The following is a 13437-nucleotide window of genomic DNA, read 5'->3' as shown; positions in this document are numbered from 1 at the left end:
ATCATCATGTCGAATGCCAATCGTTATACTGGTTTAGTTGACCGTTATCGTGACCGTTTACCAGTGTCTGCAACCACACGTGCAATCTCTCTAGGCGAAGGAAACACGCCACTGATTAAGCTTGAGAATATTCCACGCATTATTGGTAAAGATGTTGAAATTTATGTGAAGTATGAAGGCTTAAACCCGACAGGTTCATTTAAAGACCGTGGTATGACCATGGCAGTTACTAAAGCAGTTGAAGAAGGTTCAAAAGCCATTATCTGTGCATCTACAGGTAATACTTCTGCTGCTGCTGCTGCCTATGCTGCACGTGCAGGCATCAAAGCATTCGTTTTAATTCCTGAAGGCAAAATTGCCATGGGTAAAATGGCACAAGCGATGATGTACGGTGCCATCACCATGCAAATCCGCGGTAACTTTGACGATGGTATGCGTCTAGTTAAAGAAGTTGCTGACCAAGCACCTGTGACCATTGTGAACTCGATCAACCCTTACCGCCTACAAGGTCAAAAGACCATTGCGTATGAAATTGTAGATGAGTTAGGTCGTGCACCAGATTACCACTGCTTACCTGTAGGTAACGCAGGCAACATTACTGCACACTGGATGGGTTATACCGAAGCGGTTGCCAACCAATCTGCCGATCAATTCGAGCAAGTGGTCTATGACGCAGCAACGGACAAATTCACAGGTCCAAACCCTGAAGGCCGCCCAATCATGGTGGGTTATCAAGCGTCTGGCGCTGCACCATTCTTACGTGGTGCGCCTGTAGAAAACCCTGAAACTGTTGCAACTGCAATTCGTATTGGTAACCCACAAAGCTGGAACCATGCCAAAGCCGTTGTACGCGATTCAGAAGGTTGGTTTGATGAGCTAACTGATGCTGAAATCTTAGAAGCACAACGCATGCTTTCAATGTATGAAGGCGTATTTGTTGAGCCTGCATCTGCTGCGTCTATTGGTGGTGCAATGCGCGACATCAAAGCAGGTAAAATCAAAGAAGGTTCTGTGATTGTATGTACCGTAACAGGTAACGGTCTGAAAGATCCTGACACTGCAATGAAACAATGTGCAGATGCGGTGATGCTCTCTATTGATGCTACAATGCAACAAGTAAAAGACTCTATCCTTTCAAACATGTAAGTTTTGAATCGTGATCAAAAAAACCTGCATTAGCAGGTTTTTTTGTATTTGGAATCATGCAACTTTAACGGAAGTTGAGTCATACGATTGATAACTCAACGCTCCAAGCTGAATGTGCTCTTAAATACGTTTAGGTAACTGGCTTGCCCAACTCATTAAGCGAGTTGCATCATTGGTACGTGCTTGTGAAGTATCTGCACCCAAAAGCACCACCACTGCAGGACGGTTATTCAAAGTGGTATGCATCACCACACAACGCCCTGCTTCATTGATATAGCCTGTTTTAGACAGATTAATATTCCAACCACCATTACGTACCAGTGCATTGGTATTGTTAGATTTTAAAACACGATAACCCAAGTTAAAGTCATAGGTTGGCGTGGTTGAGAATTGGCGAATCAAACCATATTGCGAAGCGGTGCTGACCAAAATACCCAAATCACGCGCAGAAGATACATTACGTGGGTCTAAGCCTGTTGCTTCGGTAAAACGGGTAGAATGCATGCCCAATTCACGCGCTTTAGCATTCATTGCGGCTACAAAGGCATTTTTCCCACCTGGATAAGTACGTGCCAACGCTGCTGCTGCAGGATTTTCAGATTTCATTAATGCAAACAGTAACGCTTCGGCACGGTTTAACTTGTCGCCCACACGCAAAGTTGAGCTTGAGTTTTTACCTGCTGCACCTGCAAAATCAATCGATTGCAAAGTGATTTGTTCAGACATATTCAAACGTGCATCAGAAGTCACCACGGCAGTCATCACCTTGGTCACAGATGCAATAGGTAATGCCACATTGGTATTTTTGCTATACAGCACTTCACCTGTTTGCGCATCCATCACCAAAGCCGCACGTGCATTAACTGATGGTTGGTTGCTATAAGCAGAGGTATCTAAAATACGGACTGTTTTAGGCGCAGTGGAAGCAGGTGCAACACCATTGCTACTACGCACTGTAGTGGTAATTTTCGTTGAACCTGGCGGAGTAGGTTCAGCAACATAGCTCTCTGGCGCAGCCTGAGCGCTCGCACTGGTACTTTCCAGATCACCATTTAAGAATTGATCGGCTTGCTCCGAAGACCAACTTAAGGTCGCCTGACCGTCGCTCCCAGAGGAAGGATTGATGACAAGTTCAGCAAAACTGACAGAACTTAGGCTGAACATCATAGATGCGACCAGCACATGCATGAACGACTTCTTAGAATTTTTCACGACTGCTTACTCAACTCAGGGAGGTAAGATACATTTGCGTATTACCTCAAATATGCCTTACATTTAAAAATACAACAATGAATCGTTTTTGACACCATATTGTGCAGAACTTTTCATTCTAGATTAAGAATAGCATTGCTAATTTTGTCGTTTCATTGCAAGCTAATTTTGCTTTATGTAACAAAAAAGATGATTTTTTCAAAGGGAGAGTGTAGGTGATCACAGTTTTAGTAGTCGACGATCATGAATTGGTACGTACTGGGATTTGCCGTATGCTCGAAGACCATGCCGATGTGCAGGTGATTGGACAAGCTGAATCGGGTGAAGAAGCGATTACCTTAGTGCGTCAGCATCATCCCAATGTGGTGTTGTTAGATGTGAACATGCCTGGGATTGGAGGCGTAGAAACCACACGTCGTCTATTGCAAACTGCACCAGACACTAAGGTCTTGGCGGTGAGTGGTTTGGCAGAAGAACCCTACCCTTCTTTATTGCTGAAAGCAGGTGCAAAAGGCTATATCACCAAAGGCGCACCTGTCAGTGAAATGGTACGTGCCATTAAAAAAGTCATGCAGGGCGGTAAATACTTCAGTGCCGACATTGCCGAACAACTGGCAAGTTCATACTTATCTGACACACAACAATCGCCTTTTGATAGTCTTTCAGAACGTGAAATGCAAGTGGCGATGATGGTGGTGAATTGTATTAGCGCACAGGAAATTGCCGATAAGTTGTTTGTCAGTGTAAAAACCGTAAATACCTATCGTTACCGTATTTTTGAAAAATTAAATATTGATAGTGATGTCAAACTGACTCACCTTGCCATTCGTTATGGACTGATTAAACCCTAAATTTTCAACGCTGTTGATGCACAAATAAGACCTTTACGATATGCCAGATTTAAAACAACATTCTGAGTTAAATCAGTATCATCTTGGCATGTGGTATGGTACTTACCGACTGCTGATTGCCTTTTGTTTGCTGCTGATTACCCTGCTCACCTTTCAGCAGCTTGGCACACAATATCAGCACCCGGGTTTATATCTGTATACCTTGGTCTGCTATTTTATTTTTAGCTGCCTGCAACTGATCAGCTATAAATATATTCCTTTTAAAAGCACGCAACAACTGACCCTGTTTTTTGCAGTCGATATTATCGCGCTCAGTAGCCTGACTTTTGCCAGCGATGGCCCTAATTTATATTTAAGTCTGCTGTTTGCGATCACGATTTTTGCAGCATCACTCTTGCTGCAAAAGCGTAAAGCCTTAGCCATTACCCTCATCGCGATGATTATGGTGATTTACCAACACTTTGTTGGGAGTTTGCTGGACTTTTCATCGCTAAATAATATTGGTCAAAGTGCGCTATTGGCATTTTTATTTTGGGTGGTTTATGGCAGTGGACGTATTGCAGTACGGCGTTTCCAAATTTTAGAAAATCTAAATTTTTCGCAATCTTTGGAATTAAACCGCCTACAAAATATCAACCGTTATATTTTAGAACAAACCGAAATGGGCTATTTGGTTTTAGATGAAAATTGCTATGTCGTCCTCAGCAACCCTGCAGCCTGTCATCTGTTGGGGATTCATCCTAAATATGCGCACGCGACCTATCCATTGTATAAAATTCAGCCCGATTTATTTGATCTGTTCAAATTTGATCAATTGCAAGATGGAGAAAAATTTCAATTCGAGTCGCAACTAAGTCATTTTCATGTGCATATTCAGGTACAAAAACTCAAAGTGCCACATCAAACGCTGACTTTATTGGCGCTGCAGGATGGACGTAAAATCAATCAGCAAGTCCAGCAACTCAAATTAGCCGCCTTAGGACAACTCTCTGCCAGTATTGCGCACGAAATTCGCAACCCGTTGGCAGCCATTGTACAAGCCAACAATTTATTTACAGGCAGTGATGCTGCACAGCAACAATTGCTGTCGGACATGATCAGCAAACAAGCGACACGGATTGATAAGATTATTCACGACACGCTGAGTATGGTCAAAAATAAACAAACCACGCCTGTCGCGATTCAGCTCAATCAATTTTTGCCACAATTCATTCAGGAAGATTTACCTGATGCAGCGAGTCAAATTCAGCTTACACTGACCGAACCACTGAGCATCCAGTTTGATGAATCACAGTTTCGCCAAGTGCTGATTAACCTGATTCGTAACGCCATTCGACACAATGCTGCACAGCAGCCCATTGAGATTACGGTCTACCCGCAAACAACTTATATTTATATTGATGTGCGGGATTTTGGTGCAGGTGTCGCCAGTCAAGATCTCCTCTATCTGTTCCAGCCATTTTTCAGTACCGAAATCAATGGAACTGGTTTAGGATTGTATCTATCGCATAGTTTTTGCGAGGCGAATCAAGCCAAGCTGAGCTATGTAGAACAAGAACAAGGCGCATGTTTCAGGATGAAATGTCTACGTGCCATTGAATAAACGCGATTGATATTGGATCAATCTTGTTGCTGTGGTTTTGATTTAATTTTGTGTGGTTTTGGGGAAAATATGCACGCTGTTCAACCTTTGGTTTTATTGGTCGATGACGAAGAAGACCTTTGTACCCTCATGCAGATGACTTTGGCACGTATGGGGATTCAAACCCATGTCGCGTATCGTTTAGCACAAGCCAAGCAATTATTGGCAGAACATCAGTACGATGCTTGCTTAACCGACTTAAACCTGCCCGATGGCAATGGCTTGCAACTGGTTGAATGGATTTCCGAACAATATCCGAATGTACCTGTTGCCGTATTGACCGCCTACGGCAATATGGATATTGCGATTGCTGCTTTAAAAGCAGGTGCATTTGACTTTGTCAGCAAGCCTGTCAATCAAATACATTTACAGCAACTCCTTGAAAAAGCACTGAATAAACCTTTCGACACCACCGATCATCACAGCCAAGATCAGCTTGAATATAAAATGTTGATTGGGCAGTCTTTGCCTATTCAACAATTGCGCAGCACCATCAAAAAAATTGCGCGCTCGCAAGCGCCTGTATTTATTACAGGCGAATCGGGTACGGGGAAAGAAGTTGTCGCCAATTTGGTTCACCGTTTAAGTAACCGCAACGAAGGACCATTTATTGCAATTAACTGTGGTGCAATCCCCACCGAACTCATGGAAAGCGAGCTATTTGGACACAAAAAAGGTAGCTTTACAGGAGCGACTCAAGACAAACAAGGTCTGATTCAATCTGCACATGGTGGCAGCTTATTTTTAGATGAAATTGCCGAACTGCCACTGAGCATGCAAGTCAAACTGCTGCGTGCCGTTCAGGAAAAGCGCATCCGTCCTGTGGGTTCAGATAGTGAAATTGATGTCGATTTTCGTGTGATCAGCGCCAGTCATCAGGACTTAGAAAGTTTGGTTCAGCAAGGACGTTTCCGTCAGGATTTATTCTTCCGTATTCACGTGATGGATTTGGTCTTGCCTGCCTTGCGTGAACGTGGACAAGATATTCTGTTATTGGCAGACCACTTCATTCAAAAAGTTGCACAAGAATGGGACATTCCTGCCAAACAACTGACACCTCGTGCCCAGCAATTTTTATTAGAACAGTACTATCCGGGTAATGTGCGTGAGTTACGCAATATTATTGAACGTGCCATTACCCTGAGTGATGATGATGTTATTGATCTCAAACACTTACAAACCGCACCCTTGCGCCAATTCAGTATGAGCAATACAGCAACCACTGAATCACAACCTACAGCAGAAACACCACAGCAGATCGTGACAGATGTATTGCTGACAGGACGCAAACTGCCTGAAGAAGGTTTAGAAGCCTACTTGGAAAAAGTAGAAAAAGACATTTTACTGAATGCGCTGCACCTGACCCACTGGAACCGTACGTTGGCAGCAAAAAAATTGGGCATGTCTTTCCGTTCTTTGCGCTATCGTCTGAAAAAGTTTGGATTAGATACTGAAGATGAGTAAACGCTAAACAATGAAGACTGTCTAAAAATACGTGTTACTCAGATGAGACTTAACGGCGGCTCAGCAGTAAATCTGCCACATGCTCAAGATAAGCCTCTTCTTTCATTTCAGGACTTTGAATATATTGCTGATTCGGCTGAATCCCAACCCCTTCAATCATTTGCTCGCGTGGGGTGTAATAATGCGAAACCGTCATTTGTAAGGCAGCACCATCGCTAAGTGGGAACAGCTTTTGCACCACCCCCTTGCCATAACTTTTTTCGCCCATCACCCAAGCGCGTGAATGGTCTTTTAAAGCACCGGTAAAGACTTCTGCCGCAGATGCAGAGCGATGATTAATCAGTACTCCGACTTTTAAATTTTGAAATTCAAAGCTAGGTAACGCCTGAAATTGTTGATCGCCTTCAGAACGACTTTTGGTCGATACAATCACACCCTGATTTAAAAATAAATCGGCAGATTCCACCGCAGCAGACAGTAAGCCTCCTGGGTTATTACGCAGATCAATCAATACGGCTTTTAAGCGTGGCGTGCTATGTTCTTCAATTAAGCGTTTAATTTCATTGGCGGTGTCTTGCTGAAACACACGTACTTTTAACAACAAGACCTGATTAGAAAGCATCTGCGCCTGAATATCGGTTTCTACTTTTTTGTTGCGTACCAACATAATTTCAGGCTGATTGGCTGCACGTTGTACGCTTACAGTCGATCCCACTGAGCCTGTGAGCAGGTTATTGACCTGATCTGCACTCAGCTTTTTCAGTTCTTGGTTATCAATTTTAAATAGGCTGTCGCCATTCTTCAGCCCTTGTTTAGCCGAGTCGGCATTGGCACTTAAATTTTGAATGACCCAATGTTGCTGGGCAGCGTCATAGCGCAAAGTAAAATCAACCGAGGCCAAGTCGCCTTCGGTATATTGTAAAAGTTGTTTATATTCTTCAGCAGTTAAATAGCGTGAATAACGGTCTAAACCGCTCACCAAGCCACGAATGGCTTGCTGAAACAAGGCATCATCACTTTTTTCAGTCACATAGTTGTCTTTGACAATGCCATAGATTTGTACAAATTCCTGTATCGACTCTACAGGCACATCGACATAGTCCTGTTGTAGTGTAGGGCCATCTAACTCCCAATCTGGCGCAGCCCAAACACTCGAATGACTGGCACACAACACGCTTGCCAACACAACCGCATAAATTTTGTGAGCCGTCATTCCATCATCTACCTGTCTCGAGGGTTATGCCTGTAAGCGAATTAAGTTGCGACCTTGCATATCTGCTGGCACTGGCAATTGCATCAAATTCAATAAAGTTGGTGCAACATCTGCCAACACACCTCCTTCCAAAATGGTGGCCTGAGTTGGGCCTACATAAATGAATGGCACCAATTCAGTGGTGTGCTGAGTATGTACCTGACCACTGTCATAGTCTTGCATTTGCTCGACGTTACCATGATCAGCTGTAATAATCATGTGACCTTGTTTCGCCATCACCGCTTCATAAACGCGACCTAAGCAGGTATCTACCGCTTCAACTGCTTTGACAGCTGCATCAAACACACCAGTATGACCGACCATATCGCCATTGGCATAGTTCACCACCAACAAGTCATATTCACCTGAGTTAATGGCTGCAACCAGTTCATCAGTCACTTCATAAGCGCTCATTTCAGGTTTTAAGTCATAGGTTGCTACATTTGGCGATGGGATCAGGATGCGTTTTTCACCCGGATATTCATCTTCACGGCCACCACTAAAGAAGAACGTCACGTGTGCGTATTTTTCAGTTTCAGCAATACGCAATTGCGTTTTGCCCAAGTCTGATAAATATTCACCAATGGAGTTTTTCAAATCTTCTGGCATGTACGCCACTGGTGCAGCAATGCTGGCTTGATAACGGGTTAGCATCACAAATTTAGACAATTGCGGCACAACTTTACGTTCAAAACCAGCAAAGTCTTGTTCCACAAAAGCTTTGGTCAATTCACGCGCACGGTCAGCACGGAAGTTCATAAACACCACGCTGTCGCCATCTTGAATTTTGGCAATTTCACCAATACGGGTGGCTTTCACAAACTCATCACTTTCCTCTGCCGCATAAGCCGCTGCCAAGCCTTCTACCGCGGTTGCCGCAGTACGTACTGCCTCACCTTCGGTAAGTAAACGATAGGCTTGTTCTACACGATCCCAACGGTTGTCACGATCCATCGCATAGTAACGACCAATCAGGCTGGCAATACGACCTTGATTTGGATATTGTGCAAATAATGCGTCCAATTTTTCCAAAGAAGGCTGCGCGCTTTTGGGTGGCGTATCACGGCCATCTAAAAAGGCATGTAGATAAACTTTTGCACCACGTTTTAATGCCAATTCTGCCATCGCCACGATATGATCTTCATGCGAATGCACACCGCCTTCAGACAATAAACCAAGCAGATGCACTGCACCGTTGGCTGCTTTGGCTTTTTCTACCGCATCGACCAACACTTCATGTTCAAAGAAAGCGCCTGTACGAATGTCTTTGGTAATACGGGTAAAGTCTTGGTACAACACACGTCCTGCACCCAAGTTCATGTGACCAACTTCAGAGTTACCCATTTGACCATCTGGCAAGCCCACATCTTCACCTGAACCAGAGATCAAACCATGCGGATGCTTTTCCTGCATAGCAGTCAAATTTGGTCGTTTCGCTGCTAAAAACGCGTTGTCTTCGACCGCTTCGCGATGACCCACACCATCCATAATCACCAATACGTGAGGGATTTTGCCAGCAGTTGCATCCGCCATAATCAATACTCTTTTTCGTCTACAAATTAATCATGCTATCTTAACGAATTTTGCGTCAAGACTCTATGTTCAGAAGATGGTTTCCGCCACTGATTCAGATAGGTTTACCCAATCATACGGAAAAAGCAGCAGCATCGGCCCGCACTTAACGCGCACGATGCAGTAAGTAACCGCCGATGACAAACATCAGAATAATAGGAATAAATACGAACCACGCAGGCGATGGTGCATAGACCAAGCTGGCATAGCCCAAGAAATCCTGTAAATAAAAGAAGGTTAAGCCGACAAATAAAGCAATCACCAAACGGAAACCCATAGATTGCTGACGTAACGGCCCAAAAATAAAGGAGCAAGCAATCACCACCAAAGCAATCAGCGCAAAGGGTGCACCAAGTTTTTGCCAGAACGCCAGTTGGTAGGTTTTGGGTACTTGGCTGTATTCATGCATATAACTCATGAAACTGACCAATTGACTTGGGGATAAATCTTCAGGGTCGATGGTGACCATGTGCACATATTTCGGTTGCAATGCTAAAGCCAAAGCCTGTTCGCTGTTTTTAGCTAAAGTCGCGTTGCCCGCCTGCAAAATATCCATCTGTTCAGTTTGATTGAGCAACCAACTACCGTCTTTAACAAACTGTCCCTGATCTGCAGACAATGTACCACGCAAGCGATAATTATCATCAAAATCGACCACTTGTACATTTTTGAGCTGCCCTTGGGCATTGGCGTAGTCAATATAAATAAAACGATTGCCTTCGCGCGACCAATAGCCACGAACTTCACCCAGCTCAGCGACGCTACGGTGACTTTTAACACTTTTGGCTTGTTCATTGGTGTATGGAATCACCCATTCACTGAGCACAAAAGACAGCAGTACCAATACCATGGCGGAACGAATCACCCATCCCACAATACGCCACAGGCTAATCCCTGCAGAACGCATCACAATCAATTCGCTGTTGGATGCCAACGTACCCAAGCCTAACACTGCGCCAATCAAGGCAGAAATCGGCAAAATTTCATAGAGATAATTTGGCGCACCCCACAATACATACAGCAATGCCTGCCATGCACTATAGTTTTCATTGAGTGAACCCAATTCGCCTAAATAGGTAAACAACACCTGCAAACCAGACAAAATTGCCGTTGCACCAAACATAGCCAGTGCAGTGGTCTTGGTGACGTGTTTTGCAACTATACGACGTGCCAACATCTTAAGACCTCACTCGCTGAATTTGCTGCTTAATTTTAGGTGCTAGTTTTTGTTTACGTGAGAACAAGGCTGCCGCAATCGCATAAGCCAACAACACCAACGGATAAGCAATCATGCCCATTTCTTGTTTGCTGATACGGGTTTTAACCGCCATGAGCGCCACAATCAAACTGGCGAAAATTAACAAGGCAGGAAACAGTTTTAAATAACGCCCCTGACGCGGACTAACTTCTGACAATGCCACGGCTAAAAACAACGCCACCACAATCGCAAAAGGCACAAAAATACGCCAGCCGAGTTCACTTGCAACCACAGGGTCTGCACGGTTTTTCCAAAGTTGCGAGGTGGTTAAGGCTTCTACTTCGGCACTTTCAAATTTGGCTTCTTTATCATTTTCTAAACGTAAACGATAACTTTGGAATTCTGCCTGTGAATATTTGGCTGTGCCCGGAAATATTTCATAACGACGCCCTTCGACCAAATCCACCACATTGGCAGGATCATTTTCCAACTCTACCCGTGTCGCTTCTTTTGCCAGAATCATGACATCAGGACGACCTGCTTTTTCTGCACGTTGATAAAAGAAAATATCTTTCAGGTTTTTACGATCTTCGGACAGATCACCTGCGTAAATGGTATATGGCCCTGAAGAAATAAATTCTTTGGGTCGCACCAAATCAAAACCTGTGCGTACTGCCTGACTGGTGGTCAATGCTTCAAACTGACGCAGTCCCCACGGTGATGCCCACAGCATTAAGAAACCTTGAACGATTAGAAATACCAAGGTCATTGGCACCAATAAACGTGCCAGTTGATGCCGACTCACACCACTACTATTGAGCACCGCCATTTCATGGTCGACATATAAACGACCAAATACCAGCATCAAACCAATAAAGAAACCCAAAGGTAAGATCAGCGTCAAAAATTCAGGCAAGCGATAGCCAATGATGCTGAATAAAATACTCGCATCCAAACGCCCTTGTGCCGCCACGCCAAAATACTTGATCAAGCGACCACCCATCATGATCAAAGTCAGTAAGGCAATCACAACCAAGGATGTCGACACAACTTGCTTGACCAAATAACGCCGAATAATCAAATTATTTCTTCCAAAATGTGAGGGAATCCAATTCGCGTTAGTTTACCTGAATGTTGAAAATATAAAACCTATCGCCTTGTTATACATTGAAACTCGACGCATAAAAATGTTTCAATGGTTGCATAGTTTGCACATTTAGATAGGCATAAAATCCAGTGATTAAATTTAGCTTAAGTCCCTCATTCCAAGAACACAGCGCGAGTGAATCTTTGTCAATTTTAGTGGCTGCAGAACAGGTGCCACAGGCAACTGCTGCTTATCAAATCAAGGATTTAGACAGCATTATTCAAGCGACACAATTTAAAGCAGGCTTTAATGAAAGTTTAAGTTTGGTGGCTAGCGTTGTTGAATGCGCCAATAGCAACCTGATCGGTTTGGGTAAAACCGAAGAATTACCAGCCGCAAAGCTGGCAAAAATTGCACAAAGCATTATCAAATCTTCACAAAAAAAATTTAAACAGATCAGCATTGACTTGTCTGCCCTGCCTAGCGAGCTGCATTATGTATTTGCACTCAGCCTGACCCAAGCAGCCTATGCTTTTGATGAATACAAAAGCAAAAAGAATGAGTTTCAGCTTGAACAAATCAACTTAATTGCCAAGGACAGCTCACTGACTGCCGATCAGTTGCAGTTAATTGAAGCCATGCAATCAGGTCAAAACATGGCTCGCGACTTGGGCAACCGCCCGGGCAATATTTGTTTCCCTGAATATTTGGCAGAACAAGCCCAAGCACTTGCGGCAGAATATCCAGACCTACTCAAAGTCACCATTTTAGATGAAGCAGAAATAGCGGAATTGGGCATGGGTGCTTTCCTTGCAGTCAGTCAGGGTTCAGACCGTCCAGGACGCATCATTAGCCTCGAATACCAAGCACAGCGTGATGAAGCACCTGTGGTATTGGTTGGTAAAGGCATCACCTTTGATACAGGCGGCATTTCACTCAAACCCGGCTTAGGGATGGATGAAATGAAATTTGATATGTGTGGTTCTGCTTCAGTTTTAGGCACCATGCGCGCGCTGTGTGAAGCACGTTTACCTATCCATGTGGTCGGCACGATTGCCGCTGCAGAAAATATGCCGTCAGGCAAAGCCACTCGCCCGGGTGATATTGTGACCAGTATGAGCGGCCAAACCATCGAAATTTTAAATACCGATGCCGAAGGTCGTTTGGTGCTGTGCGATACCCTAACCTATGTGAAACGCTTCAACCCTGCTTTGGTGATTGATATTGCGACTTTAACAGGCGCTTGCGTGGTTGCACTCGGTTCGGTACTGACAGGCATGTTTACCCCAGATGATGAACTTGCGGCGGAATTGGATGCTGCGGGACACACTGCATTTGACCGTGTATGGCGTATGCCCGTGATTGACGATTACCAAGAACAACTGGATTCACCATTTGCCGATATTGGCAATATTGGTGGGCCTAAAGCAGGTTCAGTTACTGCAGCATGCTTCTTGCAACGCTTTACCCGTGACTATCGCTGGGCGCATCTAGACATTGCAGGCACTGCATGGAATTCAGGCAGCAATAAAGGCGCAACAGGTCGTCCTGTACCGTTATTGATGCAGTTCCTCGCACAACGTGCAAGCAATAATGGCTAAAGTTAGCTTTTATTTGTTTGAAAAAAGTCCTGAACGGCAAGTGGAAAGCACTTGCCGTTTATGCCGCAAAATTTTGCGGCAGCAGGCACGCATTTGGCTGCATTGCCCTGATCCAGAGTTACAGCAAATATTGGATGAGCGTCTGTGGAGTTTTGATGCCAGCAGCTTTATTCCACATGGCATTAACCAAACACAGGCCAGCGTATGTATTTCTGCCGAATTACCGCAGCAATCGGACTGGATTATGTTTAATTTTAACAGTCAGGCACTTGAAGCCTATGCAAAATTTAGTCACATTATTGAGATTATTGAAAATCACGAAGCAGCTAAAGTGCTTGGACGTGAAAAATTTAAACAATATCGACGTTTGGGCATAGAACCACAGACGTTTAAGCTTTAATTTTAAAACGTT

At 44.1% G+C, this 13437-nt stretch carries 11 protein-coding genes; 6 read left to right on the top strand and 5 right to left on the bottom strand.

Annotated features, from left to right (window positions below; all coding sequences use genetic code 11):
- Window positions 1–6: 6 nt before the first annotated feature.
- Entirely contained in the window at window positions 7–1146 is a 1140-nt protein-coding gene (thrC, locus tag FTU09_RS09450; RefSeq protein ID WP_004975706.1) for a threonine synthase, read from the top strand.
- Between the two features lie 120 nt (window positions 1147–1266).
- Here thrC and FTU09_RS09445 read toward each other — a convergent pair whose 3' ends face one another.
- Window positions 1267–2358 carry a serine hydrolase gene (locus FTU09_RS09445; protein WP_131260992.1) on the bottom strand — a complete coding sequence of 364 codons (1092 nt, stop codon included), beginning with the start codon at window positions 2356–2358 and terminating at the stop codon, window positions 1267–1269.
- Between the two features lie 215 nt (window positions 2359–2573).
- Between FTU09_RS09445 and FTU09_RS09440 the strand changes: the two genes are divergently transcribed.
- The 3 genes from FTU09_RS09440 to FTU09_RS09430 all read left to right on the top strand — a co-directional run bounded on the left by FTU09_RS09440 (window position 2574) and on the right by FTU09_RS09430 (window position 6315).
- On the top strand, window positions 2574–3209 hold the full coding sequence (locus FTU09_RS09440; protein ID WP_004975702.1) for a response regulator: 636 nt from the start codon (window positions 2574–2576) through the stop codon (window positions 3207–3209).
- A gap of 40 nt (window positions 3210–3249) precedes the next feature.
- Complete coding sequence (locus tag FTU09_RS09435) at window positions 3250–4812, top strand: PAS domain-containing sensor histidine kinase (protein ID WP_004975700.1); 1563 nt, start codon at window positions 3250–3252, stop codon at window positions 4810–4812.
- Between the two features lie 69 nt (window positions 4813–4881).
- Window positions 4882–6315, top strand: a complete 1434-nt coding sequence (locus FTU09_RS09430) for a sigma-54 dependent transcriptional regulator (protein WP_004975695.1) — start codon at window positions 4882–4884, stop codon at window positions 6313–6315.
- A 49-nt stretch (window positions 6316–6364) separates the two neighbouring features.
- Here the strand turns inward: FTU09_RS09430 and FTU09_RS09425 are convergent, their stop codons facing one another.
- The 4 genes from FTU09_RS09425 to lptF all read right to left on the bottom strand — a co-directional run bounded on the left by FTU09_RS09425 (window position 6365) and on the right by lptF (window position 11418).
- Window positions 6365–7528, bottom strand: coding sequence for a S41 family peptidase (locus tag FTU09_RS09425; protein WP_004975690.1), 1164 nt, complete (start codon window positions 7526–7528; stop codon window positions 6365–6367).
- Window positions 7529–7552: 24 nt separating this feature from the next.
- Window positions 7553–9100 (bottom strand): 2,3-bisphosphoglycerate-independent phosphoglycerate mutase, encoded by a 1548-nt coding sequence (gpmI, locus tag FTU09_RS09420; protein WP_104852912.1) that lies wholly within the window; start codon window positions 9098–9100, stop codon window positions 7553–7555.
- 145 nt (window positions 9101–9245) lie between these two features.
- Window positions 9246–10316 carry an LPS export ABC transporter permease LptG gene (gene lptG, locus FTU09_RS09415; protein ID WP_004975683.1) on the bottom strand — a complete coding sequence of 357 codons (1071 nt, stop codon included), beginning with the start codon at window positions 10314–10316 and terminating at the stop codon, window positions 9246–9248.
- A gap of 1 nt (window position 10317) precedes the next feature.
- A complete protein-coding gene (gene lptF / locus FTU09_RS09410) occupies window positions 10318–11418 on the bottom strand; it encodes an LPS export ABC transporter permease LptF (protein ID WP_004975682.1) in 1101 nt (366 codons plus the stop codon).
- Between the two features lie 158 nt (window positions 11419–11576).
- Here lptF and FTU09_RS09405 point away from each other — a divergent pair, with 158 nt between their 5' ends.
- The gene (locus tag FTU09_RS09405; RefSeq protein ID WP_179989748.1) at window positions 11577–13025 is read left to right on the top strand and encodes a leucyl aminopeptidase; all 1449 of its coding nucleotides are present in this window, start codon (window positions 11577–11579) and stop codon (window positions 13023–13025) included.
- Window positions 13018–13425 carry a DNA polymerase III subunit chi gene (locus FTU09_RS09400; RefSeq protein ID WP_096901966.1) on the top strand — a complete coding sequence of 136 codons (408 nt, stop codon included), beginning with the start codon at window positions 13018–13020 and terminating at the stop codon, window positions 13423–13425. Before FTU09_RS09405 ends, FTU09_RS09400 begins: the two co-directional genes overlap by 8 nt.
- Window positions 13426–13437: the final 12 nt, after the last annotated feature.

The sequence above is a fragment of the Acinetobacter sp. YH12058 genome (genome assembly GCF_013419805.1).
Classification (GTDB): Bacteria; Pseudomonadota; Gammaproteobacteria; order Pseudomonadales; family Moraxellaceae; genus Acinetobacter; species Acinetobacter towneri.
The sequence above is the reverse complement of the archived record's forward strand: the minus strand, read 5'-3'. Positions and strand labels throughout refer to the sequence as shown.

Excerpts from the sequence above, each read along its gene's own strand:
- thrC (WP_004975706.1), top strand. The coding sequence starts at position 7 with ATGTCGAATGCCAATCGTTATACTGGTTTAGTTGACCGTTATCGTGAC.
- FTU09_RS09435 (WP_004975700.1), top strand. The coding sequence starts at position 3,250 with ATGCCAGATTTAAAACAACATTCTGAGTTAAATCAGTATCATCTTGGC.
- FTU09_RS09430 (WP_004975695.1), top strand. The coding sequence starts at position 4,882 with ATGCACGCTGTTCAACCTTTGGTTTTATTGGTCGATGACGAAGAAGAC.
- FTU09_RS09425 (WP_004975690.1), bottom strand. The coding sequence starts at position 7,528 with ATGACGGCTCACAAAATTTATGCGGTTGTGTTGGCAAGCGTGTTGTGT.
- gpmI (WP_104852912.1), bottom strand. The coding sequence starts at position 9,100 with ATGGCGGATGCAACTGCTGGCAAAATCCCTCACGTATTGGTGATTATG.
- lptG (WP_004975683.1), bottom strand. The coding sequence starts at position 10,316 with ATGTTGGCACGTCGTATAGTTGCAAAACACGTCACCAAGACCACTGCA.
- FTU09_RS09400 (WP_096901966.1), top strand. The coding sequence starts at position 13,018 with ATGGCTAAAGTTAGCTTTTATTTGTTTGAAAAAAGTCCTGAACGGCAA.